A 24600-nucleotide genomic window follows, 5' to 3' on the forward strand; every position below is an offset into this window, starting at 1 on the left:
GGTCGTCTCGCTCGCCTCAGTGTCGTCGCGAGCCGTTCATTGCGGCGTGTCCGGTGCGACCGGCGGACGCGGCTCCCCGGCAGGCGTCGCATTCGGCACGAGCAGCGTCACGATCTCGCGAAACTGCCACGCGCAGCGCAGTGCGTCCTCGCGCGAGTTCATGTCGATCACTTCGAACAGGCCCACGAACGCGCCGAGAAAGGCATCGGAGAGCGGCGTGGGTCGCCCCGCCACGCGCAGATGCTCGGCATACGCGAACACCTGCTGCATGAACTCGATCTGGGCGGTGGAGAAGTCGTCGTCGCCGATCGGCGCGGGAATGGCCGCGAGGGCCTGTCGGGACAAGGATGCGGGAAGGCGGAAAGACGCAATCGGATCGCTCATGCATGGCTCTGGATGGATGCACGAACGCGACGTGCGCGCGAAGCGGTGAGGCAGGCGGCCATGCGCGAGCGTTTCGCCCATGTCACGCACATTCGGCATGGCGGACGGCGCATTTTGATTTTCCCGATTTGAATACAGAACGTCAAATGCATTTGACACTTTTTTGATTGCCGGCCCGTGCGATTCGATCGGCAGGGAGGATTCGATGAAGGGATGTGCCCGGTGCGCGGGGCGGGCCACGCCTGCGTAGCGATGGCGATGGGGCTGCCGGTGGTCATGGCAAGCCGTGCGGCGCGCACGGGCCCGCAGTGCCGTCATGCGAGTGCCATCCACGCCTCGAGGCGACGATGCGCGCATCGAGCGCGGGAATCGGTACGCCAACGTACGAAGGGCGTGTCGCGGCCGTCCGGGTGCGCATGTGTCGCGCCGGGCAGGGGGCCTACTCGGGAGATGGCCCTGCCGGTTTCGCGGCGGGCGGTGTCGGCCCCTCGGGGGGAGCCGGCGTCGCGACGATTTCCCGAAACCGTGCCATGCAACGGGTGGCGTCTTCGGGGGAATTCATCTCGACGATTTCGAGCAGGCCGACGAATGCGCCGAGAAAGGCCTCGGAGAGCGGCGTGGTACGCTGGTAGACACGCAGATGTTCGGCGTGCGCGAATACGTAGCGGGAGAAGTCGACGAGGTGCGCGGCAAACGCTTCGTCGTCGATCGGCGCCGGGACGATCGCGAGTGCCCGCTGAAACGTGGGCGTCGGAATCTGGAAATACGAGGCCTTGTCGTTCACGCATTCGCCTGGTCGGATGCATGATCGCGCGTGGGACGTGAAATGCACGTTTCGACCGGCGCGACCTGTGCTATATATGTCCGGCAAATCCGGATCGAGCTGACTGCGCAGGTATTCTCCACGATCGCAGCCATCTCGTCAAATGAATTTGACACCTTCTCAGTTCGCGACTCATGCAATTCAATTGGCAGGAAAAGTTTGACGAGTTGAAGCGCAAGGGACGATTTTCCAGCGACGCGCAACTGGCGGAAAGTCTTGCGCTGACGCGTGCGCAGATTTCGGCCTGGCGCAACGGCAAGAGCGATCTCGGGGTGTTGACCAAGATCCGGATCCTCGATGCGCTCGGTCACGACACACTGCGCTCCACCGTGTTGAGCCTGCTGCCGAGCAAGCACTACGAAGAGCACGCGAAGCTGCAGGCGCAACTGATCGAGCGCGTCAGACGCCACGAATCCGAGCGCGATGCACCACCGGCTTCCGGCGATGCCGGAGCGGACCTGAATCACCTGCTGGCCGCGCTGCCCGCTGACGAGCGCCGTCGCATCGAGCCGCACCTCACGCCGGTCACGATGCTGCTCGGCCATGTCGTCTACGAATCGGGCGACCACCTCAGCCACGTCTATCTGCCCACGACCGCGATCATCTCGATGCTCTACGTCATGGAGAACGGCGCGTCGGCGGAAATCGCCGTGGTGGGACGCGACGGCCTGGTGGGCGTGGCGCTGTTCATGGGGGGCGACACGATGCCGAACCGCGCGATCGTGCAGAGCAGCGGCGCGGCCTATCAGCTGAGCGGCCAGATCGTGCGACAGGAGTTCGCGCGCGGCGGTGCGCTGCAGCGCCTGTTCCTACGCTACACGCAGGCGCTCATCACGCAGATGGCCCAGACGGCGGTCTGCAACCGTCACCACTCGATCGCCCAGCAGTTCTGCCGCTGGCTGTTGCTGAGCCTCGACCGGCTCGATTCGAACAACGTGCGGATGACGCAGGAACTGATCGCCAACATGCTCGGCGTGCGGCGTGCGAGCGTGACCGAGACCGCCAGGAAGCTTCAGGAAGCGGGCCTCATCCGCTATTCGCGCGGCGTGATCGAGGTGATCGACCGTGCCGCCCTGGAGCGCTATGTGTGCGAGTGCTATCTGGTGGTACGCCAGGAGAGCGAGCGGCTGCTCAGGCAGCGCTGATTTCGTGCCGGGCCAATCGTCAGGTGGACTGCCCAGGGAATACTAGACGCCGCTGGCCTATGATTGGACTGCCCAGAGCACACTAGACACCCCCGACCCTCACGCCGCAGCCTGTTCAAAGGCCTCGGGACTCAGGCCGCCAAGATGACTATGGCGACGGGTTCGATTGTAAAAGACCTCGATGTAGTCGAAGACGTCGGCACGCGCCATATCCCGGGTTTTATAGATACGTTTGCGGATTCGCTCTTTCTTCAGGCTGCTGAAAAAGGATTCCGCCACGGCATTGACGCTCCTATGTCAAGGGACGCGCGTCGAATCGGCCAGATCGGCCAGGATGAGCGGGTACAACTCCCTCACGATATAGCGCTTCAGGCAGCGATGAATTTCCTTGTTCGACATGCCTTCTTTGGTCCGGCGCTCGACGTAAGCACGGGTCCGAGGATCGCTTCTCATGCGCACCATTGCAATGGTCCACAAGGCATTGTTTGCAGACCGGTCGCCACCTCTGTTCAAGCGATGCCGGACCGTTTTGCCAGACGATGCCTGCAACGGGCTCGTGCCACAAAGCGCCGCCAGCGCAGCCTCACTTTTCAGGCGTTCGGGATTGTCGCCTGCGACGGCGACAAGCACTGCAGCGGTCTGTGGGCCAACACCGAATCTGTCACGAAGCCGGCTAGCGTGTTGGCTGGTCAGGCGATCAAGCATGGCATCGAGCGTATTGAGCTCCTCTGTCAGCGCCAGCCAGCGCTTGGCCAGCAAGCGCAACGTGGTCGTCAACGTTTGCAACATGGGCGTGTCGCCCAACGAGCGCAGGCGGGCACAGCTCGCAACGCATTCCGCCGTCTTCGTTTTCAGAAGGCGTTCGCGAATTTCCTGTGGCGCGCTGACCAGTAAAGCGCGCAACTGATTGATGGCTTGCGTTTTCGCTTTGACCGCGCTGCGTCTGGCAACGGAGACGGCGCGCATTGCTTCGGCAGCGCCGGACTGCTCCTTGGGAACAGCCGTTGCTCTGCCAGAAAGAACCGCGCGGGCGGCGTTTTCCGCATCAGTGGGATCGGACTTTCCTCGGGACCGGCGCATCGCCCGGTCAGGGCGATTGACTTCCAGCACCTCAATCTCGTGATCGCGTAGCACGCGGGCCAAACCCGCGCCGTAGGTGCCGGTCCCTTCTACGCCGGCGCGGCGCAGATGACCGAACGAATTCGCCCAGCTCACCAGGTTGAGATACCCTGCCGTATCGGTCGATACCGACAGCGTTCCAAGAAGTGTGCCCGTCTCGCTAATCACAGCCCCGACATGCGCATCCAGATGCGTGCCGACGCCCAGAATCACTTCGTTGTTTTGTTCCATGCGTGTTTTCGTCGTAGTGGGCGCATCGCCAACCCCACTCGCAGGACAGGACACTCACGGTGCAGAACAAAGCTCCTATCAGGTCACAGACGGTGAGCCCGGCAACGCTCGGGGAACGCCGGAATCCGATCGACAGGTCAACGCCAAGGCAGCTTCGCCAATCCCAGCACGGGTCAGATCGATCCGACGTTCAGAGGCGATCTTAGACTGAGTGTCCCAGCAATTGCCGCGCCGACTCATCGAAGGCTCGAGCTTGTGTGATTGGCAGAAGCGACGCCATTCGTCACTGCCGTATTGACTCCCCTGGACGCCCTTCTAAAGGTCAAGGGGTAAATTGGGTCTGGGCGATCTGGCGGTGGCGTTGCCGGATGGCGTAGAAGACCTCTCGCGCGATATAGCGCTTTAGGCAACGGATCGCTTCAAGCTTTGAATGGCCCTCGCTGACGCGTTTGGCAACATAGGCTTTTGTGCGATCGTCGGTTCGCAGGCGACCGATGGCGATGATGTGCAGGGCGCTGTTGGCCGCACGATCCCCACCTCGATTCAGTCGATGTCGTGTCACCTTGCCGGAAGACGCCGGGACGGGACTCACTCCACAAAGGGCCGCGAAGCTGGCCTCTGACTGAAGCCGGTCGCTATTGTCGCCAGCGGTCAGTAGCAGTTGCGAAGCGGACTCGTAGCCAATCGAATTGCGGGAGACCAGATCGGGGGCGAGTTCATCGACCAGGGCCGCGATCATGACGTCGAGGTCGGCGATCTCGTCGTGCAACTCGAGATACCGGCGCCCCAGTGATTTCAATGCAATCCGGTTGGCAGAGATCAGGTTCCGATAGTCAGACAGATCGGGACGCCATGCGGCCAATGTCCGGATGAGTTGCATCCGGGTCATCTTGCGCAGCGACTCGCGTAACTCGTCAGGCGCGCTGACGATGGTATTGTGGATCAGTTGCAATGCAACGCGCCTCGCCGAGATAGCAGTCTTCCGGCAGACTTTCAGAACGCGCAGCGATTCAATCATACCGTCACGCGTCTTGGGCGTGACTGTCCGCACACCAGCAAAGGCAGCGTGCGCCGCGTTGCACGCGTCCAGCGTGTCGTCCTTACCGCGTTTGCGCCGGTCACTCTTGTCCGGTGTCGTGACCTCGAGCACTGTGACGCGGGCTTGCTGAAGGTAGCGAAGCAAGCCTGCTCCGTATGAGCCCGTGCATTCGACGCCAACCCGGGCAAGCTCACCGAATGAGCGCATCCAAAGCAGCATCTGTTTGTAGCCATGCCGCGTGGTAGGGAAGCATTCACTGCCGAGCAGACGATTGCTTCGAATGGAACAGGTGATCGCGCGCAAAGACCCCGACCACCAGACGAAGGACCAGTACTTCATTCTGGCGGATGGAAGCGGTACCCGATGGCTCGCGCATCGGTACGACTACCAGCGCGAGCGTTGAACGAACAGATCTGCCAATCCCTCGTGCCCGCGATGCGTGCCGGCCAAGCTTCGTCCACGAGGCGAGACTGCAATCTTCAATCAGCTAACTAATCGAACTTGACCAGATCCTTGAAAATTAGGTGACCCCAGTGCTTTCCGCGTGCATGCACAAGCCATCCGCCTTCCGAAAGGCCGCCAAGTTGGATCGGTGCGAAACCGAGATTTTTAGCAAGCTCACCGATCTCCGCTGCTGCGGCAGCATCGTCGCTCGCCAGAAACACGACTCTCCTGCCTCCATGCACAACCGGGTCCTGGTCCAGGACGGCAGCAACCAGATGGTTGAAGCCTTTCACCAGGCGGACTCCGCTGAACGCCTTCGCAACGAAGGCGGAGGACGGAAGGCCGCCCAGTTCCTCCGGCGGGATTTGCGTGTTCATCGCGTCGATGACGGTCTTTCCCTTCCAGTTCGGCAATGCCTTCGCGACTTCCGGGTGCGACTCGAAATGAAGTGCCAGAAAGATGATGTCCGCCTTGAGGGCTTCCGCCAGGGTTCGGGGAATGATCGTGGGTCCGATCGCGCCCGCATCGGCTGCGAAGCTTTCCGGATCACGCGTAGTTGCAACGGCCACTTCGATGCCTTTTCGGGCGAACGCTCTCGCAAGTGCGTGACCAATCTTCCCAAAGCCAATGATTGCGTAACTCATATGTTTCTCCTTCGTTTACCGGCGCGGTCAGAGCCTGTAGCCGCCGCTTGCTTCAATTGTTTGGCCGGTCACCCAATGGCCTTCATCGGAGGCTAGGAACGCCACGACGGCGGCGATTTCCGAAGGTTCGCCAACGCGGCCCAGCGCGATCTGGGCCTCGATCGCCTTGACGAGTTCTGGATTCTCCCGTATGGCAGCATTCGCGTCCGTTCGCGTATAGCCCGGTGCTACGGCATTCGCGGTGATGCCACGCGGCCCCAACTCGATTGCAAGCGTATGGGTCAAGGTGTTGATGGCCGCTTTCGCCATCGAGTAGACAGGCGCTGCCGTCACGGGCTTCGTTGCAGCAGCGGAAGAAATGTTGATGATGCGTCCATCATCGGGGAGGCGACCTAGAGCGGCCTGAATGATGAAGAAGGGCGCGCGGGCGTAGACCGCCATCAGGGTGTCCCAACTCTGCGGCGAAGCGTCCTTGAAGCCAACCCAGCCGGAATTGCCAGCATTGTTGACCAGAATATCGAGGGTGTTGCTTCCGTTGCGCCTCGAGAACTCGTCGTCGAGTCTCTCGAACAAAGCCGGGACGGCCGCCGGATCAACGAGATCTGCGCGGACTGCGAACGCGGTGCCTCCTTCTTTTTCGATGGCCGCGATCGCCTCATCAGCGCCGGATTTGCTCGCGTTGTAGGTCAGTGCCACTGTCGCACCGTCCTTTGCAAGACGTTCGGCGATCGCGCGGCCGATGCCCCGTGATGCCCCGGTAACGAGCGCTGTTTTGCCCTTTAGTGGCTTTAGTGAATGCGTCATTTGATTTTTTTCCGTTAGAGTTGTGCCAGCCCACCGTCAACGGCGACCTCGCTGGCGGTCATGAAGCTGCTGTCCGACGAGGCGAGAAAGGCGGCCACCGCCCCGATCTCTGCCGGATCGGCCATACGCTGGAGTGGCGTCATCGCACCGTAGGCTTTCTGGCCCTCTTCGCCCAGCGCCTGCTTGGCCAGTTCGGTCGCCGTTGCCCCGGGCGACAGCACGTTGACTCGGATGCCGGTGCCTTTCAAGTCCTCCGCCCAGGTCCGGGCGAGGTTGCGCACCGCGGCCTTGCTCGCGCTGTAGACCGTGAATCCCGCGGCTCCCGTGGTGCCGGCGCTCGATCCGGTCAGAATGATCGAAGCGCCTGAGCTCATCAGCGGCAACGCCTTTTGGACCGTAAAGATCGTCCCCTTTACATTGGTGTCAAAGGTATCGTCGATGTGCCCGGCGGTGATCTGGCCGAGAGGAAGCGGACTTCCCGCCCCAGCGTTGGCGAAGACGATGTCGAGGGTTCCGCGCTCGGCCTTTACCACCGCGTAGAGCCGGTCGAGGTCAGTCAGTTCGAAGACCGAGCCCTTTACAGCGCGGGCATTGGGACCGAGGGCAGTCACAGCGGCATCGAGCGCTTCCTGCCGGCGACCGTAGATGAAGACGAAAGCGCCTTCCTCGATGAAGCGCTTTGCCGCAGCGAAGCCGATGCCAGTAGCGCCGCCAGTGACGACGGCGGTCTTTCCATTCAATCTGTTCATATCGTGCATCCTTCGAAACGAAAACGACAAGCCAGATTTTGAGGCTCTTGATTTATGAAGGAAATTGACTAAATATCTATAAATACGATCTACTTTTTAGATATCTATGCTCGACAATGTCACCATCAATCAACTTCGGGCCTTCGTCGCGGTGTGTGACCAAGGAAGCTTTTCCGGGGCAGCGAGGGAACTGAGGCGTGCACAGTCGGCGATCAGTCACGCGATCAGCGCCCTTGAGAATGCCTTTGACGTGGTGCTGTTCGAGCGCAACACGCGCAAAGCGACGCTCACGGCGGCGGGCCGCAGCCTCCTGCCCGATGCGCGCGGAGTCATCTCACGCACCGAGGAAATGAAGATGCGTGCGGTTGCGATTGCTGAAACCGGCGTTCCACAGGTCTCGATCGCCGTGGATACCTATTTTTCGCGCGCTCACCTGATTGAATGCCTGCGCACCCTGCAGGCGGACTTTCCAACGGTGGCAATTAATCTGCGCATGACAACCATGCAAGGCGGCGAGCGCCTGGTCCTCCAAGGTACGTGCGCATTGGCGGTAACGATCACAGACGTGCCCGAGCTCAGCCCAGGCACGATAGAACGGCTGCATTTATGCGATGCGCAAATGGTGACCGTCTGTGCGCCGTCGCATTCGCTGGCCGCAATGGCGAGGCCGATATCGCGGGAGGAATTTGGCCGGCACATCCAGCTTGTCGTCACCGACAACCAGCCCGATGCAGAAAAGACGCAACAGGGGGTCGCCAGTGAACACCAGTGGTGGGTCAATGACCTCGGCGCGAAGCACGACCTACTCAGAGGAGGCTTGTGCTGGGGGCACATGCCGCGCCATATGGTCGAGCAGGACCTCGCGAATGGGACACTTGTCGAGCTCCAACGGCGCGCATGGCATATGCGCCCCCTCACGTTCATGATCTCGCAGCGGCGCGGGTACTCCGTTTCCGAATGCGAGGCACGACTCCTTGAGCGTCTGGGCGATCGCCAGAGCTGCCCGAAGGATGCTATCCGGAGCTCGATCCCAAACACCCCCCAAAGAGCCCGGCAGCCCGCGAGCCCTGAGGAACGGCCAGTACGGCCTCGCGGCCCTCGGCTGACATCTGCAAAGTAAATAATCGGAAGTCCGCTTTCTGGAATCTTCAATGGCAGCAATGCTCAGATTCGAGTCAGTCGGGCCCTCGAGAATCGACTGGCCGAAACGGGTTGATCTGCGTCGGTAGTGCCTTGCGCGGCGGCCGACCGAGTTCGGCCAAAAACCGCCGATCATCCAAGGCCATTGAGCGTCCGCTTTCTACCCGATATACGCCGTGCCGTCGCGGCCTTCGCGCTACGCGCGGGACGGCGCGCTCCAACTCGCGTCGCCCGCAGCGGGAGTCGCGCGTTCGCTAGACCTGCGCATATCCGCCATCGGCGAACAATTCGCTGCCGGTCATGAAGCTGCTCTCATCTGAGGCAAGAAACAGGGCCGCGGCGGCGATTTCGGCCGCCTTCCCTATACGTCCGATAGGAATTCGTGTACTAAGGGCTGCTGCGGCGGCTTCTTGCTGGCCTGAGCGGGCCAACGCGTTAAGCAGACCAGGCGTTTCAGTTGGCCCCGGCGAAAGGACATTGACACGAATTCCCGTGCCCTTCAAATCCCACGCCCAGCTCCTTGCAAGATTGCGGACCGCCGCCTTCGACGCGCTATAGACACTGAACCCTTGTTCGCCCATCGAGCCGGTCGTCGATCCGGTGAGGATGATCGATCCGCCTTGCTTCATTAACGGCAGCGCTTTCTGTACGGTGAACAGCGTCCCCTTGACGTTCACATCGAATATCGTATCGAACGATGCTTCGGTAATGGAGCCAATCGGCTGTGTGCCGCCTAGTCCCGCATTAGCGAACAAAATGTCGATTCGCCCTTTAGCGGCCTCCACTTTCTGAAAGACTTGTTCAAGGTCGTCAAGGTGGGAGACATCGCCTCGCATCGCGGTCGCGCGGGCCCCGATGACTTTGAGCGCGCTGTCTAATTCTTCCTTGCGACGGCCAACGATAACGACCTCTGCTCCTTCCGCTGCGAATCGAGTGGCAGCCGCTAGTCCAATACCACTGTTACCGCCTGTGATCACCGCAATTTTCCCTTCCAGCCTATTCATGTGTGCCTCCGGTTGAAATCAGAGGTCACACAGTAGACCTAGACTATCTATCTGGATAGTATTTACCTTTTGGTAAGTACCTTGGGAAGCAAAAAATTGGCTGCGATCACCTTTACCTCTGGGCTTCACGCCGCGCTGGCAGTCATCGGCGGAAAATGGAAACCGCTGGTGTTGTTTCATCTGGCGCATGGTGTGCATCGTTATGGTGAGCTGAGGCGCTCGGTAGGCAACGTCAGCGACAAAGTGCTGATACAGCAGCTGAGGGAGTTGCAACTGGATGAAGTAATCGAGCGCGTCGATTACAAAGAGATTCCGCCAAAGGTCGAGTACTCGCTCACGCCGCTTGGGCATTCGCTGGCGAAGGCACTTGCTCCTCTTTGCATTTGGGGTAAAGACCATATGCGCGACGTCGAGCGAATCGCCTTACGCCGACAGACACTCGCAGATGCCGATGTCAGACGAGATTAGTTGCCGCTCCCGCATAGACGTATACCCGCTGCGAGCGACGTTGCTGATTGCTTGCGTAAAGCAGTCGACGATTCCAACCTGATGTTGCCGAAAGGCTACGAGAGGGACCGGGCACGATTGCGGCTCGAAGTCCTGCTACACGAAAAGAGTGTTTAGGAAAAAATGACATCAACGACAAAGGGTTATTTGGCTCTCCTCGCTGAACTGGAAGCGTTGGACGCACGTATCGCCGTCGCGCGAGAGACCGAACGCGAAGCTGCGATCGCTCAGATTCGGAAACTCATGAAGAGTCTCGACATCAGTGTTCAGGACCTGCAGGAGAAGGTCGCAAAACGCCGATCGGCTCGCGTGTCGCCTCTATATCGCGATCCAGTCTCAGGGAAAACATGGACAGGTAAAGGCCGACAGCCGGCTTGGCTCGGTGATGAGCCAGCTCGGTTCCTGATCCAGCCCGATCTACTCGCCAATCAATCCGACAATAATTGAGGACGAAGATGGTATCCGTCGAATACGAAGTGGCCTGCCAGACCATCGGTCAACTTATCGCGCGCCAGGTGGAATTGATCACCATGGAGGAGTCCCGCGCTGAGCCGAGCCAGGCAATGCTCGCCCAGGCGATCGCCGCGCGTGCCGCGCTGGTTGCGGAGCGCGACGCACTCGCCGTCGATGACGAGCTCGGCGTCACCAAGATCCTGGCCGCCTACGGTCCTATCGCACGTTGTCTGAATGGTCAGGAAGGCTCGTCTGCGCACGTATAAGAGGATGGGAAATGGGGAAGATTTTTTGCGGAGCGGCGATCGCCGTGCTCATCGTGTGTTCGTGCATCTATCTGATCGGCGGGTCTATGGCCCTAGGGTCGCACTGAGTTATGGCGTCCCCTGACGCCAGTTTCTGGAGAGCGGTATCGGCACGAGAACCCGCTGTCCGGCAATGCGCCGCCAGGAAATTCGACGCTTTCCAACCCGACTCCACACCTGCGGCGCCGTTAAATTCTCTTATGTAAAATTAGGTGCGGGCGCAACTAGTTTACCAAACCCCGCTGCGGCGGGGTTTTTTGTTCCCGACGTATATCACACTCGGCCGGAATACGTTTCGCGCGCGCGGCACTACGTTCTCGCGCGGAACGGCAGCGGATCCAATCGCCGCGGTGGGCTGCTGGCCAGCGGTACGTCGACCTGGTGATGCAGCTGCCGGCTAGGGCCGGGCCCACGCTGCGTGCGGTGTCCGCGACCCGAACTCGGCGCCTGCGACGTCGATCGCCCCGGCCGGCTGCTAGCAAGCGGCACGTCGAACTCGTGTGGCAGCAGCTGCCTCCCCGGTTCCGAGCGTGCGGTTAGGCAACCACGAGGGACGCACGTTTGCCAGATTTTTCGCATGTTCAGAATGCTCCAGACGAAGCAATTGACGACATATCCAGCCTCCCAAGCTTCGATGCGAGCTGCAATTTCGCCGCATGCCAGTCAGCCAGCGCTTGGACCCTACGCTGGCGCGCATTCGACAGTGCGGTTTGCGTATTGAGCAGTTCCAGGATGTTGCCGACGCCGTTTAAATAGCGGTGTTGCGCTGCATCGAATGCTTGCTGAGAAATTTCTAGAAGCGTCTCGCTGTGCGAGGCGTTCTGCGTTGCTGTTTCCAGCGACTGGTAGGCAGTCCAGACGTCTAGCGCCACCTGTCGAATCGTCTCGTCGAGCGCATCTTCCTGATGTTCGGCCTCCGCCTTGGCCTGTTCGATCTGATAGTGGCGCTGAAATCCTTCAAAGAGCGGAATGCTGACCTGTACGCCGATGAAAGCATCATGGCCTGTTGCCGGGAAGGTTGGAATACCTAACCCCAGCGTGGCAGGCTGATTGTTGCGGCTGTATTTGCCGGTCAGGCTGATGCTCGGCAGTCCCTCAGCTCGCGTTTGAGAGACCTTTTCCAGTGCTGCGTCGTAGGTCTGCTGAGCAGCGACCACGGCCGGGTGCGTATGTTTGACGTCATCGATCAATTGCTCGATCGATTCATGCCAGGCCTTGTCCGGCAATGCCGTGCTCGTCACCGATGGGACCTCGATCGCCATCTCAGGCGTCAGGCCCATTTCCGACGATAAGATGCCGAGTGCGATCTGCAGATCACCCTTCGCCTTGGTTTCGTTGAACACTGCTTCGTCGTGCTGGGTTTGCGCTTGCAACGCATCGGTAATCGGCGCGACGCCGCGATCGACACGTCGTTGCGCCGCTTGCATGCTCTCGCCTGTCAGCACTTCGATATCGTGCGCCGCCTGTAATGCCCCCATGCTGGCTTGAGCGGCAAAGTAGTCCTTCGTGACCGACGCGAACTCGTCCTGCAATGTGGCGTTCTGCGTTGCTCTCGCGGCGGCTAGCAGATCGGCGGCGTTATGCAAGGCCGCCGAGCGTCCACCGAAATCGAACAGCAGCCAGTTCAATTGAATGTCTTCCGAGCGAACCGTGGTGTTCGAGTGTGAGCTGAGCTCCGGATGGCCGTTCACGTCGGTAACCGAATTGTCGCGAACGCCTTGCCAGTTGGCCGAAAGCGTCGGCAAATAAGCAGCGCGCGCGGCACCGACGGCTGCCGCCTGCGCCTTGACGTCGGCCCAGGCCTGACGCGTCTTGGGGTTGTGACACAGCGCTCGCTCGACCGCCTCGTTGAGTTTCAGCGGATTCCCGGGGGCGCCGAACGCGCACGGCGTCACACCGGGAAGCAGCTCCGCGCTGGCCGCTGGCGTGACCGATCCGTGCGTCAGCAAAGGATCGAAGGCCAGGGCCGGAGACATGGTCACGCCCCATGCAGTCATCCAGGTGAGCACGGACATCATCCGCTTAGCGTTCATGCATGCTCTCCTGTACGCCTTCGACCAGCGGGCCGAGCAGATAATGAGCGACGCTCTGCTTACCGGTCTTGATTTCGGCCTTCACCGTCATGCCCGGCGTGAGCGATATCCATCGATTGTCGATCCACATGCGGTTCGATTGCAGGCGCACGCGTACCGTGAAGGCGAGGCCGAGCTTCCTGTCCTGTACGGCGTCATTGGAAAGGTCGACCACGGTGCCATCGAGTATTCCGTAACGGGTATACGGGAATGCATCGAGTTTGACCGCTGCATGCTGGCCGATCTTGAGGAATCCGACGTCCTTGTTCTCCACCGTCGCTTCGACTTCCACGGCGTCATCCGGCACAATTTCCATCAAGGATTGGGCGGTCGTGACAACGCCGCCGAGTGTGTGCGTGGCGAGTTGCTGAACCGTGCCGCTGACGGGCGACGTAAGGCTGAGCAGTTCCTTGCGGGTATGCGCCTTGGTCTCGTCGTTGCTGCTCTGTGTCAGTTGTTCCGTCGCTTTTTCCAGGTCGTCGAGCCGCTCACGGCGAAACTGCGAAATCGTCTGTGCAATATCGGATTGTTGTTCAGCGATACCGGCCGCCAGTTCGCGGGCATGGCTGCGTTGCGCCGCGATTTCATGCTCCTGATTCAATGCGGCTTGTTCCTTGTCCAGGTAGTCGCTCTGGGCGACGTATTTATCGGCCGACAGCGATTTGTAGTCGTTCGCCTGGGTGCGAGCCAACGGCGCAGTCGCTTCGAGCTTCGCAATCTCCTGCCGCGTACTGTCGAGTTCGGCCTCCCGCTTCGCCAGCTCCGCCCTGGCGGAACTGAGCTTGTCCTCATATTCGCGGTACATGCCGTCAACGAGGTGTTGTGCATCGACCTGCCGATCCGCCGATGCACCGTCGATTGTCGGAACGTGAGGCGCATGCCCTCCTTGCAGTGCGTCGAGTAAGGCCTGGGAGCGCGCAGCGGCAAACGCCGCATCGAATCGGGACGATTTGGCGTTCTCCTCGTCTGCCGCAGCCTGGGTGGTATCGAGTTTGACGAGCAGATCGCCGGCTTTGACACGCTGGCCATCCCGCACGGTAATTTCCCTGACCACACCGGTGATGGCCGGCTGAATGACCTTGACGCGTGCGTTGGGCACGAGTTTTCCGGTAGCTGTCGCCACGATGTCGAGCTTGGCGAAGCAAGCGATCAACACGGCGATGACCACCAGCAGGATGATGACGCGTGCCGCCCAGCGTGGTGCGGGATGCACGGGTGTTTCAACGAGTTCGAGGTGTGCCGGTTGAAACGCGAGCTCGTACTCGAGCTTGGCCGGGCCGTCGAACTGGCGACGGATGTCCCAGGCTGCCCGCCAGACTGTCTGGTATCGACGCATAAGGTCGAGCCATGCATGCAAGCGTAGTGACATAGGACTCACCCGTGTTGCAGCGAAAGCAAATGAGCGTAGTAACCGCCGGCTGCCTGCAACATGTCGTGTGTGCCGCGTTCGATGATGCGTCCCTGGTCCATGGCGAATATCTGGTCTGCATGACGGACGGTGCTGAGCCGATGCGCGATGATAATCACGGTGCGGCCGGCACAGATAGCCCGCATATTGTTCTGAATGATGCGTTCGGTTTCGAAGTCGAGTGCGCTGGTGGCTTCGTCGAAGATGAGGATGCGAGGATTCGTCAGCAACGCCCTCGCGATGGCGATTCGTTGACGTTGGCCACCTGACAGGTTGCCGCCATGCTCCTCAATGGCGGTGTCGTAGGCTTGAGGCAGTTCGCAGATGAAATCGTGTGCGCCCGCCAGTTTCGCAGCGTGGATGACAGCCGCCATTGGCGCGCCGGGATCCGAAAGTGCGATGTTTTCTCGCACCGAGCGGTTGAACAGATAGTTCTCCTGGAGCACGACGCCGATATGCCGGCGAAGCCACGCCGGATCAGCGAGCGATAAATCGATGCCGTCGATTCGGACCGTGCCGAGCTCCGGCACATAGAGCCGCTGCAGAAGCTTGGTGAGTGTGCTCTTCCCCGACCCGGAGCGCCCGACGATGCCGATGATTTGACCAGCTCGAATATCGAGTGAGACGTCGTCGAGTATCGGCTTGCCATCCGGGCGATATCGGAATCGCACGTGCTCGAATCGGATATCGCCCTTGAGCGGCGGCATGGCCTGGGTACTCTGGCGTATCTCGGTGCGAGTATTCAGGATGTCGCCCAGCCGGCTCATCGAAATCCCGATTTGCTGAAAATCCTGCCAAAGTTGAGCGAGCCGGAGCACCGGTGCTGCTACGCGTTGCGACATCATGTTGAATGCGATCAGCTCGCCTATCGTCAACTTGCCGTCGATCACGAATTTCGCGCCGAGAATCAAGGTCACCAATGAAACGAGCTTGCCGATGTACTGGATCAGTTGCTGGCCGATATTGCCCAGTTGCGTTACCCGGAAACCGGACGCGACATAGGCGGCGAGCTGCATTTCCCACTTCTTGGTGAATTGCGGTTCGACCGACATGGACTTGACGGTTTCGACGCCGGACACGGCTTCGACGAGGAATGACTGGTTGTCGGCGCCGCGGGCGAATTTTTCGTTGAGGCGTTGCCGCAAGGCCGGCACGAGTGCCGCCGACACGCCCGCGTAAAGCGGTAGGGAAAGCACCACCACGACCGTCAGCCAAATGCTGTAAAAGCACATGACGGCGATGAAGACGATCGAAAAGAACAGGTCGATGACGGCGGTCAGTGCCTGGCCGGTCAGGAAATTGCGGATGTTTTCGAGTTCGCGGACACGGGCGATCGTGTCGCCGACGCGCCTTGATCCGAAATAGGGCAGTGGAAGCGCGATCAGATGCCGGAACAGGCGCGCACCGAGCTCAACGTCGATACGATTGGTCGTGTGGGAGAAGATAAAATTTCGCAGCGCCGTGAGTATCACTTCGAACGTCGAGCAGACGAAGAGGGTCACGCCGACGACGGCAAGGGTATTGAAGGTGCGACTGACCAGCACCTTGTCCATGATCACCTGGAACATCAATGGCGTCACGAGCCCAAACACTTGCAGGATCACCGATATGCCAAGTACCTCCAGGAGCAGGTGCCGATATTTGACGACAGCCGGGATGAACCACGAAAAATCAAAGCGAGCGAGATCCCCTGACAGCGAAGCACGGGATGTGAACAGTATTTGATATCCCGTTATTCGTGGTGTTAGCTCTTCAACAGATACGATAGTCGGTGCATTACTACTTGCCTCCAGCATCAAGGCCGTAGCGCCGTCGCTGCGAGCGACAATAAAGTGCCGACCGTCGCGATCAAGAATCAGCGCAGGTAAGGGCAGACGATTTATACGTTCAAGAGTAAATGGCACAATGCGTGCCTTCAATCCCAACGTCCGTGCGGCCAATACAATCTGCTCGGGAGGAAATGGAGAGTCGCCGTGAGCCGCACTATGGCGCAATTTTGCGATGTCAGCCTCGATTCCGTGAAGACGGGCAATGGCAACAAGGCACGCAAGTCCACTGTCGGGCGCGAGATGTTCTCGAGCAGAATCAGCATAATCGGATGCAGTCATATATAAAACTCAAACCGCCCAGACAAGGTCCGGGCGGCAACAAAAAATCATATTTAGTGTGAGCTTGCCGCCAATGTGACGGAGCTTCCCTCATACTCCGATTTTATAAAATTCGAATCTGAGCCAGATGCATTGTAGGAAGCCATAGCGGAAATAAGGTTGTGCACCTGCGCATCAACCGAATTAACTGAATTTCTTGGATTATACGCCAGTCCTAATCCAGCAATGTCGCCGTGGCTACCATCGGATCGAGTGAATGTGCTATCAACCACAACCTTATTCCCATTGTTGCTCATGTCGGACTGTGCGCCATCGAGATTGATCGAAACTATGCCAAGCTGATCAAGACTCATGAGCTCGCCACTCTGGAATTGTCCGGTGCCAGCCGTATCAACCCACACTTTAAGGCTGCCCCATAAGGCATCAGATGCAGTCAAGATACCGTGCCCGATGCCGTCAGCCTGTTGAGCCAAGCCCTGGAGAGCACTGAACCCGCCTACCAATTGACTGTCCTGAGTAACCACGGTCGTGTTGTTGGGATCGTTTGGGTCATAGACAAGATAGCCCTCTCCAGGCGTGCCCCAAGCAGTTTGGTATTTTTCTCCATCGTTTTTTACATCAAAGAAAACCGAAGAATTTTCCAAACTCAGAGTTTGGACTGAATTGCCTTGCAAATTCAGGATGATGGGATCAGGAGGGTCAATCGAATCCGGCGTCATATTTATGGGGACACTTTGCTCGCCAGGTCCATCGCTGACCGGAACGGGTCCGGTCCATGTTTCATCCGGAGGCCCATTGGGATCTCCAATTGTGACAGTGGGCGTGCCGGACGGCAAAGGAATGTCATCGACTTTTCCAGGAAATGGTTGCCCGCTGGCGTAGGGTATCCAAGCCACGCTGCCCGTTCTATCCTGAGAGCTCGGTACGAGAGAATTTCCGGAAATGTAATTTAAAATCCAATTCCCAGTGACGCCATTCCCCGTTCCCAAAACTTGATTATTTTCTGACGTGTTGGTGAGGTTTACAACGGCATAATTGCTCGCAACCGTATTGCTTGATCCATTAATATTAATATTCCACCAATTTGATGCGCCGGCGAGGTTCGCGGCCGAAATGACATTTTTGTCACCATTTATATTAACGGGGCCGCCGCGACCATTATCGCCAATCTTAATTTGATTGTTTGATGCATTTACTGTGTCGTTCGCCCCGGAGATTTTAATTGCTCCCCCACTGCCCGGTGCAGCGTTGCTATTATCAGGTGTAGCCGAGATACCAACATAATCCCCGTAGACGGCAGCCTGCACATCTTTGTCTAGCCAGACCCCCGTGCCTTGTCCATTCGCCGCCGTGCCGCCGAACGAGTTTCCATTCGCGTTGATGGTGTCATACGACCCGTTCGTGCCAGAGACATAGACCACCGAGTTCGGCGTGGCATTAATCGTGTTTCCGCCGCCGTAGGACCCCATGCTGTCACCGGACGTTACCGAAATACCAATGTTGTTGCCATTGACATTGGCCTGAACATTCTTATCCAGCCACACACCCGTGCCTTGGCCGTTCGCTGCTGTGCCACCGAACGAATTTCCATTCGCGTTGATCGTGTCATACGACCCGTTCGTACCGGAGGCAACGACCACCGAGTTCGGCGTGGCATTAATCGTGTTTCCGCCGCCGTAGGATCCCATGCTGTCACCGGACGTCACCGAAATGCCGTTGTTGCTGCCATTGACATTGGCCTGCACATCCTGGTTCAGCCACACACCCGTGCCTTGACCATTGGCCACTGTGCCGCCGAACGCATTTCCATTCGTGTTGATCGTGTCAAACGACCCGTTCGTGCCAGAGGCAACGACAAGCGAGTTCGACGCGGCGTTGATCGTGTTTCCACCGCCGTAGGCCCCCATGCTGTCACCGGACGCCACTGAAATGCCGTTGTTGCTGCCATTGACATTGGCTTGTACGTCTTGTCCCAACCAGATGCCAGTGCCGAGACCATTGGCCGCTGTGCCGCCAAATCCGACTCCATTCGCATTGACTGTATCGAAGGAGCCGTTCGTATCGTTTAGGCCGACAAGTGCACCACCCCCTACGTTGATTGTATTGTCCCCTCCATATACTCCAATTGCTGCGTTAGTAGTGTTGCCAGATTCAAAATTGCTGGTTGTAATGTTGTTGTGTGATCCATAGATCGATGCTGTCGAGTCGCTGTTGACTAAAATCGCAGCATTCGAAACAGTCGCACTAATGTTTCCATGGTCGACATTCAACGTCTGAACCACACCATCTTGATTCTCTATTCCACTGACAGCGCTTGAGATCGTATTCAGATCAATCGACGGGCTGGTTTGTTGCGTAAATGTACATTGAGTACCATCGGGATTGTAATTTATTGTTGTAGTCGTGGTCTGCCCGGATTGAGAGTTAACGTCGGTTGTGGTCTGTGATGCGATTTCCGACCGAGCGCTGCTGGTATACGTTGTAGACTCTGTAAATGAATGAACATCGGTTACCCACGTTATTGCTACGGTTTTCTGGCCGTTGGAAATTGTGGTAATGTCAGGCTTTGATGAAGTTGTAATTCCGATATTGGATAGTGTTATGTTGGATGATTCATCGGAGAAATTCAAACCAGAAAACAATTGAGCGGAACTGGTGATGCTCGTATTCACATTGGAGGGCAAGAGCCCGATACCGCCGAGTACTACTGCTACCGCACCGGTTGCCGCGACAATCCCCAATGCGTCCGTCAGGGCAATTGTTCCCCCAGCCAAAGCAACAGTCGTGGCACCGCTCGCCTGGGCCAATGCGACTGAAGTCATAAGTCCGCTGGATACTACGGCCGAAACATCGCCTACGAGATTGTTAATTGTTTCATTAGATATCACGCCCTGACTAGAGTAATCATTTAAAGCAGATTTAATGTCACTATACAGGACGCCGACGCTCCCCACGGTTGCAAGCGTGCCTCCCGATGCATCCGATATGACTTTTAATCCATTCGCAACGGCCGCACTCAATTGAATTCCATTTCCAACCTTCGCGCCTAGTGACGGGTCGGTGTTGGCAATGGTCTGAGCACTCATTCCGCCGCTCAAAGACGACAGCCATTGATTGATAAGAGACAAACCTGATTCGCTGACGGGATTTACAGAGGACATATTAATTCCTGGATTAAGATTTTCTAAAATAAAACACAGAAGTAGGATTATTTAAAATAATAGCCATGGCAATCCGATAGGTCGGTGCGGCGTCTTGAGTAAATTTTCATTATTTTAAATTTTCCTACCAATATCCATTAATGAAAGCAAAAACCAGATAAAGAACAACGAAAATCCTATAATTGAAGACCACAAAAAACCGTTATCTCTTTTGTAGTTTTCTATTGATCTTTCGTAAGACATAACAATCTCGTTGCACATTTCTATTTTCCAAATTTTTCTCGCGGAATTTTTGCTTGATACAAATAGATATGCTTCGATATTTTCTTGATGGTCACTGAGACATGACTGACTTAAGGAAAATTTTCTATTTAAATCATCGACATCAACGATATATCTTTCATTTTTCCGGGGGTCGGAAAATACTAAATTTTCGCCAGCCCTTTTTTTTGACTCTGATACTGAAAATGGTCCTATTTTTATCAAGCTACTCTCTATTGGGATGAAAGTTTGGCCATCTATCACTGCATTCCAATTTACTGCGCTAACAGCACTCAGAAGCAACGCTATAGACGCGGCTAGAAGCATTTTCGACCAAGCGTTTGGCCTATTGACTACGATGACCCAGCGGTAAAATTTAAATTCTTTCATTATCATTCTTATCTCGGTCATCAAATTTATATCAATTGATATTTATAAAAATACATTAATTCATTGCGCAAGTACGAACTTTATAACAAATAGTTAATCGAAATTAGCACGATTGAATCCGCGGGTCAACGAGACCATCTAATGACTAGTGAATTTCGATGTTCAGAACGCAATTATTTCTTTCGGCTAGGTAGTGTCTGTCAAAATCCTTTCATTGCTGTTGATTTTTCCATCTCCGACTGAGCTTTGTAAGCTTCTTTTCATGCGTTATAAAGTACGCTAGCTGATTATATGGGACGCGGCCGATCGTGTGGCTGGGCGTGTGCATCGCGGCGCGGTCGCGTTAGCGGAGTATGTTCACGAAGAACGCGAGCACGACGTGCATGTTTCATGCAGTCGGATTCTGGGTGACCTCGGTCAATTCACGCCACGTCGAGAAGCGTCCGTTGAGGTGTTTGCGATACAGCGAAGCATGCAGCAGATGCGGCTTCAGGGCGAAGTGCTGGCGGATCGGCCCGAAGCTCGCGAGGAAAGCCTGAGTGCGCTTCGGGTCGCGAAATCCCCGCATGCGTCGCTCTCGCTCGCTGCCGGCTGATGGCTGTTTTCGGCGCGGTTGTTCACGCGGGCAGCGGCCTTCACGAACACGTGCTCGACGTCGGCGAGCTCCGGGATGTCGGCCTTGGCAGCTCGGTAGCTGCGTAACCGGTCGGTGACGATCTTGCGCGGTGCCGGAAAGGAACGCAATACACGCTGGAAGAAGCAGCTTCGCTGCGGCCTTGTCGCGCCGCTTTTGCAGCAGGATATCCAGCCGGCACCGTGTTCGTCGACCGCCCGCCACAGCAACCAGGGCTCGCCGCGCAGATTCACGAACATCTCGTCCAGATGCCAGGTACGGCCCGGCTTGCGCCGGGTAGCCTTGACGCGACAGGTTAAGCCCGCACCGAACTTGTCGCACCAGCGGCGAATTGTTTCGTAGCTGACCACGACGCCGCGCTCGAACAGCAGTTCCTCGATGCCGCGCAGGCTAAGCTGGAAGCGGAAATACCAACGTACGGCCTGGACTGATGATGGCTGCCGGAAATCGATGTCCACGATAGAGCGATGTCGTCTTCATTCCGTCATCCTACGCTAACGTGACAACGCCCCAGGTGGCGTGAGGTGCTAGCCACACGCTGCTGCTGCAGTGTCTGGAGCGGCCAGAGCTTCATAGACGCTCGCGAGCCGTTCAACGCATAGCGTCGCCCAAACGCTACTGGTTAAGGTACAGCTAAAACTTGGCAGCCGAGCGGGGTTGTAGATCGGTCCGCTAGCGCGCCCCTCGCTCATCCGGATTCAGATAGAAACGCATGTCAACGACCTGCTAATTTTTTGTCCTGCTGCCACTGCGTAGTCAGGATTGAGGTGAAACGACTACGTGCCCAGCGTGCGCTGGTCCGCAGGCCGTTTATCTGAAGGCGAGCATGGGGTCCGTTTCGCGGATCTTCCGAATGAAGCCCGCGCGGCGTGGGCGCACAAGGCGACGATGGCGGGCGCGCAGACAGCGTTCGATTTTGGATGCACGCTGGGATGGAGCGAGCAATGACCCTGTACAACCAAACCGCGGAACGGCTGGTCGTCCTGGCATGTTCCGCGAGGAAGCTGGCCCACGCCGCGCCGGCGATCGAGCTCTATCGCGGCGTGATGTACAGCACCTACCGAGCGAATGTCCGGGCCGAGACGGCGCCCGCCGTGATGATCCTGTCGGCCCGCCATGGATTCATCCGCCCGGATACCGTCATCGAGCCCTACGAGCAGCGCATGACGGAATCGAGAGTCGAGGCCTTGCTGGAAGAGATCGCAAGCGCGCTGCCGGCGGCCCGGCCGGCCGGCGCGCGGACCATCTTGCTGGCCGGAGGTAAAAATTATCGGCGCGTGATGCGGGCCGCGCTCGAGCGCCATGCCGAACGCGGAATCGGCCCAGCCAGCGCGAGCGTCGCCGAGACGAGCGGCTCGCTCGGCTACCAGCGCCAGCAGCTATCGGCGTTCCTCCGAGGGGCGTAAGCGCCGGCGCGAATGAGCCCAGGAGGCCATGTTGGCGGCGGTATGGCGGCCCTCCGGCGGGCCGTCCGTCCTGGCCCTTGGGGTCTAGCCGCGCGAGCTCCCGAATCGCTCTCCCCCGGCGAAGCGTTTGACCCTCGCCAGCACCTCCTGCAGCGTGGCCAGCGGCGTGACGCGCAGCTGCCGCTCGTGCTCGGCCAGCAGCGCCGCGCACAGGTCGTGCGCCTGGGCGTCCAGGAACCATTCGTCCGTAGCCTGCCCGCGCTCGAGCGCTGCGTTTAACGCCGATTCCAGCTCCCCCAGCACCGCCGGGTCGATCTTGACCGCGGTGGCCTCGCCGATGAACCCGGCGACCACCACCATCTGCAGCAGGATCATGACGCCGTGTTCCGCCCCCTGCCGCGCCTGCAGCGCGACGAGCGCCGAGTGGTACTGCATGGCCATCGAGTCGACGGCTTCCTTCGATAACGGTAGGAGCTTTCGTTTGCCTAACTGCGTCAACCGAGATCGGGCCGCATGCTGGTTCAACTTGGATACGGTTTTTGGCATGGCGCAAATCGGATCAGCTTAGGACAGTGTTCTGCGCGGGCGGGTCAGCTCGCCGTGCAGGCCGCGGCGCCGGCCGCAGCGGAGGCGGCCACCGGCCCCGCTGCGCTCATCGGCGAGATCTCGTTGGCCAGCACCGGGTGCCGAGCGTGCTGGCCTCGAGAGGATCCCGCGTGGGCACCGCGCCGAAGCGTGTGGCTCACGAGCTGGACCTCTCCCCGGACCGTCTGCGCTGCCTCAGGATCCACCAGGACCGCGATCGCCTCGAGCGTGGAAAGGAGGTCGTCCAGGGCTGGCCGGCTGGTCGCGCGCGTGCCCGAAGGCACGGCATGTTGCGCCTGGCTGGCGTGGAACGCCGCCAGCCACCGGTCGAGCGCCCTTGATTCGGCCGGTGTCAGGCCGAGCCGAATGCGCTCCGGCACGCCGTCGGCGACCGCGAACACGCCGACCACCGTGTGGCGCTGCGCGCGCCCGCGCGCCTTGCTCGAGGACGTGCCCTTCGCTCGCGTTGGTGTGGTGCGAAGAAGCGTGATGCGTTGTCCGTTTTCTCGTATCAGCATGGCCACATCGTCGACTGTTGATTTTCTAGCATACGCCCCTGCGTCGGGCGTTCCCCGGCGCTGCACGCCGGGCCGGGCTTTCGCGCTGCGCGCCGAGCCCTTCGGTCTCGGCCCTGCGGGCTTCAATCCCTAACGCGAACCCCTCAACCCTAGACAGCCGGGGCTACGCCCCGATTGGGCGCTCGCCGCGCGGCGTGCGCGTTCTGCCCCACCACTCGCCCCCGCCGATCCCGCCAGTTCGCCGCCCAAATCCGCGACCGTAGCACGTCCGCGTGTCCGCGCAAGGGTTCGCTACGCCGGCCGCTTCGCAGCCGCCCTTGCGCAGCCCCGCAGCCGCGCTCCGTGTGTCGCAGGGCGACGAACTCACGGGACCGGCGGCAGCAGGAAGCCGAGGTCGGGACGAAACGGCACAACCCCTACGCGGGGCGCCGAATCTTCGGTCCCGGTCAGCTCGACACCCAAACCACTTTCTTTGGAGCCAATGATGAAGCGGAATGCCTATTTTGCACGTTCCCACGCCCCCCTCACCGACGATCAGATCCGCGCGGCCGCGCCGTCGATCTTCGCCGAGGCCAAGCACGAATCCCGCTCGGAACGCTACGCCTACATCCCGACCATCAAGATTGTCGAGAGCCTGCGTCGCGAGGGTTTCCAGCCGTTCATGGCGGCGCAAACGGTGGTGCGCGACGAGGACCGGCGCGAACACGCGAAGCACGTGCTCCGGTTGCGGCACGCGACCCAGCTGGCCACGGGCGATTCGCCCGAGATTCTCCTCGTCAATTCCCACGATGGATCGTCCTCCTACCAAATGATGGGTGGATTCTTCCGGAAGGTCTGCAGCAATGGGCTGGTGGTCGGGAACTTCTCCAAGGAGGTTCGTGTGCGCCATACCGGCGACGTGGTGGACGAGGTCGTCGGCGGGGCGCACCTGATCCTCGACGGTTTCGACCTAATCCGGGAATCCAAGGCCAGCATGGAAGCCGTGAAGCTTTCCGAGGACGAGCAACGCCTCTTCGCACGCGCGGCGCTTGCCGTGCGCTACGACACCACCGACGGACCAGCCCCGATCACGGAGAGCCAGGTGCTGCGCGCACGCCGCAGCGAGGACGCCGGCGATGACCTGTGGACCACGTTCAATCGCGTGCAGTTATGGGGAGCTCCTCATAACTGGACTTATGTGGACAACATGCTTATGTGGAGCAGCCTCCGTAGTCGAGCCGCGATGAGCGGCCTGAGCGGTTGCCACTCCACATAAATGTCACAACC

Annotated in this window: 23 protein-coding genes and 2 pseudogenes; 8 read left to right on the forward strand and 17 right to left on the reverse strand. The window is 58.8% G+C overall.

The window, feature by feature from the left end:
- Positions 1-36 precede the first annotated feature (36 nt).
- Positions 37-702: a hypothetical protein gene (locus FB600_RS37915; protein WP_226285254.1), complete on the reverse strand. Its 666-nt coding sequence runs from the start codon at positions 700-702 to the stop codon at positions 37-39.
- A 121-nt stretch (positions 703-823) separates the two neighbouring features.
- Positions 824-1168, reverse strand: coding sequence for a hypothetical protein (locus FB600_RS30270; RefSeq protein WP_105819440.1), 345 nt, complete (start codon positions 1166-1168; stop codon positions 824-826).
- Between the two features lie 497 nt (positions 1169-1665).
- On the opposite strand from FB600_RS30270, the gene FB600_RS30275 reads away from it, so the two are divergent.
- Positions 1666-2352, forward strand: a complete 687-nt coding sequence (locus tag FB600_RS30275; RefSeq protein WP_226285256.1) for a Crp/Fnr family transcriptional regulator — start codon at positions 1666-1668, stop codon at positions 2350-2352.
- Positions 2353-2451: 99 nt separating this feature from the next.
- Here the strand turns inward: FB600_RS30275 and FB600_RS30280 are convergent.
- From FB600_RS30280 to FB600_RS30295, 3 genes and pseudogenes are all read right to left on the reverse strand, one after another.
- A pseudogene (locus tag FB600_RS30280) lies at positions 2452-2637 on the reverse strand (IS3 family transposase); the annotation flags it as partial.
- 12 nt (positions 2638-2649) lie between these two features.
- A complete protein-coding gene (locus FB600_RS30285; protein WP_145757764.1) occupies positions 2650-3702 on the reverse strand; it encodes an IS110 family transposase in 1053 nt (350 codons plus the stop codon).
- Positions 3703-4024: 322 nt separating this feature from the next.
- Positions 4025-5014 (reverse strand): annotated as a pseudogene (locus tag FB600_RS30295) (IS110 family transposase); the annotation flags it as partial.
- Positions 5015-5021: 7 nt separating this feature from the next.
- Between FB600_RS30295 and FB600_RS37920 the strand changes: the two are divergent.
- Entirely contained in the window at positions 5022-5144 is a 123-nt protein-coding gene (locus tag FB600_RS37920) for a hypothetical protein (RefSeq protein ID WP_258181855.1), read from the forward strand.
- An 88-nt stretch (positions 5145-5232) separates the two neighbouring features.
- Here FB600_RS37920 and FB600_RS30300 read toward each other — a convergent pair whose 3' ends face one another.
- From FB600_RS30300 to FB600_RS30310, 3 genes are read right to left on the reverse strand one after another with little or no spacing between them, the layout of a single operon-like run.
- The gene (locus tag FB600_RS30300) at positions 5233-5829 is read right to left on the reverse strand and encodes an NADPH-dependent F420 reductase (RefSeq protein WP_105828959.1); all 597 of its coding nucleotides are present in this window, start codon (positions 5827-5829) and stop codon (positions 5233-5235) included.
- 27 nt (positions 5830-5856) lie between these two features.
- Positions 5857-6633 (reverse strand): SDR family NAD(P)-dependent oxidoreductase, encoded by a 777-nt coding sequence (locus FB600_RS30305; RefSeq protein WP_105828958.1) that lies wholly within the window; start codon positions 6631-6633, stop codon positions 5857-5859.
- Positions 6634-6647: 14 nt separating this feature from the next.
- Positions 6648-7382 (reverse strand): SDR family NAD(P)-dependent oxidoreductase, encoded by a 735-nt coding sequence (locus FB600_RS30310; RefSeq protein ID WP_105828957.1) that lies wholly within the window; start codon positions 7380-7382, stop codon positions 6648-6650.
- 106 nt (positions 7383-7488) lie between these two features.
- Between FB600_RS30310 and FB600_RS30315 the strand changes: the two genes are divergently transcribed.
- Positions 7489-8502, forward strand: a complete 1014-nt coding sequence (locus tag FB600_RS30315) for a LysR family transcriptional regulator (RefSeq protein ID WP_105828956.1) — start codon at positions 7489-7491, stop codon at positions 8500-8502.
- 274 nt (positions 8503-8776) lie between these two features.
- Here the strand turns inward: FB600_RS30315 and FB600_RS30320 are convergent, their stop codons facing one another.
- On the reverse strand, positions 8777-9526 hold the full coding sequence (locus FB600_RS30320; protein WP_105828955.1) for an SDR family NAD(P)-dependent oxidoreductase: 750 nt from the start codon (positions 9524-9526) through the stop codon (positions 8777-8779).
- Between the two features lie 96 nt (positions 9527-9622).
- Here FB600_RS30320 and FB600_RS30325 point away from each other — a divergent pair, with 96 nt between their 5' ends.
- The 3 genes from FB600_RS30325 (at position 9623) to FB600_RS30335 (ending at position 10752) form a co-directional block, all read left to right on the forward strand.
- On the forward strand, positions 9623-9994 hold the full coding sequence (locus tag FB600_RS30325; protein WP_105828964.1) for a winged helix-turn-helix transcriptional regulator: 372 nt from the start codon (positions 9623-9625) through the stop codon (positions 9992-9994).
- A 162-nt stretch (positions 9995-10156) separates the two neighbouring features.
- Complete coding sequence (locus tag FB600_RS30330) at positions 10157-10480, forward strand: H-NS family nucleoid-associated regulatory protein (RefSeq protein WP_105828954.1); 324 nt, start codon at positions 10157-10159, stop codon at positions 10478-10480.
- 8 nt (positions 10481-10488) lie between these two features.
- Positions 10489-10752, forward strand: a complete 264-nt coding sequence (locus FB600_RS30335) for a hypothetical protein (RefSeq protein WP_105828953.1) — start codon at positions 10489-10491, stop codon at positions 10750-10752.
- A gap of 620 nt (positions 10753-11372) precedes the next feature.
- On the opposite strand, the gene FB600_RS30340 is transcribed toward FB600_RS30335, so the two are convergent.
- The 6 genes from FB600_RS30340 to FB600_RS30365 form a co-directional block, all read right to left on the reverse strand.
- Complete coding sequence (locus FB600_RS30340) at positions 11373-12824, reverse strand: TolC family protein (RefSeq protein WP_145757763.1); 1452 nt, start codon at positions 12822-12824, stop codon at positions 11373-11375.
- On the reverse strand, positions 12814-14232 hold the full coding sequence (locus tag FB600_RS30345) for an HlyD family type I secretion periplasmic adaptor subunit (protein WP_145757762.1): 1419 nt from the start codon (positions 14230-14232) through the stop codon (positions 12814-12816). The genes FB600_RS30340 and FB600_RS30345 overlap by 11 nt, the downstream gene beginning before the upstream one ends.
- A gap of 5 nt (positions 14233-14237) precedes the next feature.
- A complete protein-coding gene (locus FB600_RS30350) occupies positions 14238-16379 on the reverse strand; it encodes a type I secretion system permease/ATPase (protein ID WP_145757761.1) in 2142 nt (713 codons plus the stop codon).
- Between the two features lie 53 nt (positions 16380-16432).
- Complete coding sequence (locus FB600_RS30355; protein WP_145768430.1) at positions 16433-19540, reverse strand: beta strand repeat-containing protein; 3108 nt, start codon at positions 19538-19540, stop codon at positions 16433-16435.
- Positions 19541-19654: 114 nt separating this feature from the next.
- Positions 19655-20197 (reverse strand): hypothetical protein, encoded by a 543-nt coding sequence (locus FB600_RS30360; protein WP_145757759.1) that lies wholly within the window; start codon positions 20195-20197, stop codon positions 19655-19657.
- Between the two features lie 483 nt (positions 20198-20680).
- A complete protein-coding gene (locus FB600_RS30365) occupies positions 20681-21283 on the reverse strand; it encodes an IS6 family transposase (RefSeq protein WP_186024901.1) in 603 nt (200 codons plus the stop codon).
- A gap of 486 nt (positions 21284-21769) precedes the next feature.
- On the opposite strand from FB600_RS30365, the gene FB600_RS30370 reads away from it, so the two are divergent.
- Positions 21770-22231 (forward strand): DUF6884 domain-containing protein, encoded by a 462-nt coding sequence (locus tag FB600_RS30370; protein WP_261383501.1) that lies wholly within the window; start codon positions 21770-21772, stop codon positions 22229-22231.
- 84 nt (positions 22232-22315) lie between these two features.
- On the opposite strand, the gene FB600_RS30375 is transcribed toward FB600_RS30370, so the two are convergent.
- The gene (locus FB600_RS30375; protein WP_145757757.1) at positions 22316-22777 is read right to left on the reverse strand and encodes a Fis family transcriptional regulator; all 462 of its coding nucleotides are present in this window, start codon (positions 22775-22777) and stop codon (positions 22316-22318) included.
- A gap of 44 nt (positions 22778-22821) precedes the next feature.
- Positions 22822-23334, reverse strand: coding sequence for a hypothetical protein (locus FB600_RS30380; protein ID WP_145757756.1), 513 nt, complete (start codon positions 23332-23334; stop codon positions 22822-22824).
- Positions 23335-23815: 481 nt separating this feature from the next.
- Between FB600_RS30380 and FB600_RS30385 the strand changes: the two genes are divergently transcribed.
- Positions 23816-24589, forward strand: a complete 774-nt coding sequence (locus tag FB600_RS30385; protein WP_261383502.1) for a DUF932 domain-containing protein — start codon at positions 23816-23818, stop codon at positions 24587-24589.
- Positions 24590-24600 lie beyond the last annotated feature (11 nt).

This window comes from Burkholderia sp. SJZ089, from assembly GCF_007828315.1.
GTDB classification, from domain to species: Bacteria; Pseudomonadota; Gammaproteobacteria; order Burkholderiales; family Burkholderiaceae; genus Burkholderia; species Burkholderia gladioli.

Excerpts from the sequence above, each read along its gene's own strand:
- FB600_RS37915 (WP_226285254.1), bottom strand. The coding sequence starts at position 702 with ATGACGGCACTGCGGGCCCGTGCGCGCCGCACGGCTTGCCATGACCAC.
- FB600_RS30285 (WP_145757764.1), bottom strand. The coding sequence starts at position 3,702 with ATGGAACAAAACAACGAAGTGATTCTGGGCGTCGGCACGCATCTGGAT.
- FB600_RS37920 (WP_258181855.1), top strand. The coding sequence starts at position 5,022 with ATGGAACAGGTGATCGCGCGCAAAGACCCCGACCACCAGACGAAGGAC.
- FB600_RS30300 (WP_105828959.1), bottom strand. The coding sequence starts at position 5,829 with ATGAGTTACGCAATCATTGGCTTTGGGAAGATTGGTCACGCACTTGCG.
- FB600_RS30305 (WP_105828958.1), bottom strand. The coding sequence starts at position 6,633 with ATGACGCATTCACTAAAGCCACTAAAGGGCAAAACAGCGCTCGTTACC.
- FB600_RS30310 (WP_105828957.1), bottom strand. The coding sequence starts at position 7,382 with ATGAACAGATTGAATGGAAAGACCGCCGTCGTCACTGGCGGCGCTACT.
- FB600_RS30315 (WP_105828956.1), top strand. The coding sequence starts at position 7,489 with ATGCTCGACAATGTCACCATCAATCAACTTCGGGCCTTCGTCGCGGTG.
- FB600_RS30320 (WP_105828955.1), bottom strand. The coding sequence starts at position 9,526 with ATGAATAGGCTGGAAGGGAAAATTGCGGTGATCACAGGCGGTAACAGT.
- FB600_RS30330 (WP_105828954.1), top strand. The coding sequence starts at position 10,157 with ATGACATCAACGACAAAGGGTTATTTGGCTCTCCTCGCTGAACTGGAA.
- FB600_RS30335 (WP_105828953.1), top strand. The coding sequence starts at position 10,489 with ATGGTATCCGTCGAATACGAAGTGGCCTGCCAGACCATCGGTCAACTT.
- FB600_RS30340 (WP_145757763.1), bottom strand. The coding sequence starts at position 12,824 with ATGAACGCTAAGCGGATGATGTCCGTGCTCACCTGGATGACTGCATGG.
- FB600_RS30345 (WP_145757762.1), bottom strand. The coding sequence starts at position 14,232 with ATGTCACTACGCTTGCATGCATGGCTCGACCTTATGCGTCGATACCAG.
- FB600_RS30350 (WP_145757761.1), bottom strand. The coding sequence starts at position 16,379 with ATGACTGCATCCGATTATGCTGATTCTGCTCGAGAACATCTCGCGCCC.
- FB600_RS30355 (WP_145768430.1), bottom strand. The coding sequence starts at position 19,540 with ATGTCCTCTGTAAATCCCGTCAGCGAATCAGGTTTGTCTCTTATCAAT.
- FB600_RS30360 (WP_145757759.1), bottom strand. The coding sequence starts at position 20,197 with ATGATAATGAAAGAATTTAAATTTTACCGCTGGGTCATCGTAGTCAAT.
- FB600_RS30370 (WP_261383501.1), top strand. The coding sequence starts at position 21,770 with ATGACCCTGTACAACCAAACCGCGGAACGGCTGGTCGTCCTGGCATGT.
- FB600_RS30375 (WP_145757757.1), bottom strand. The coding sequence starts at position 22,777 with ATGCCAAAAACCGTATCCAAGTTGAACCAGCATGCGGCCCGATCTCGG.
- FB600_RS30380 (WP_145757756.1), bottom strand. The coding sequence starts at position 23,334 with ATGCTGATACGAGAAAACGGACAACGCATCACGCTTCTTCGCACCACA.
- FB600_RS30385 (WP_261383502.1), top strand. The coding sequence starts at position 23,816 with ATGATGAAGCGGAATGCCTATTTTGCACGTTCCCACGCCCCCCTCACC.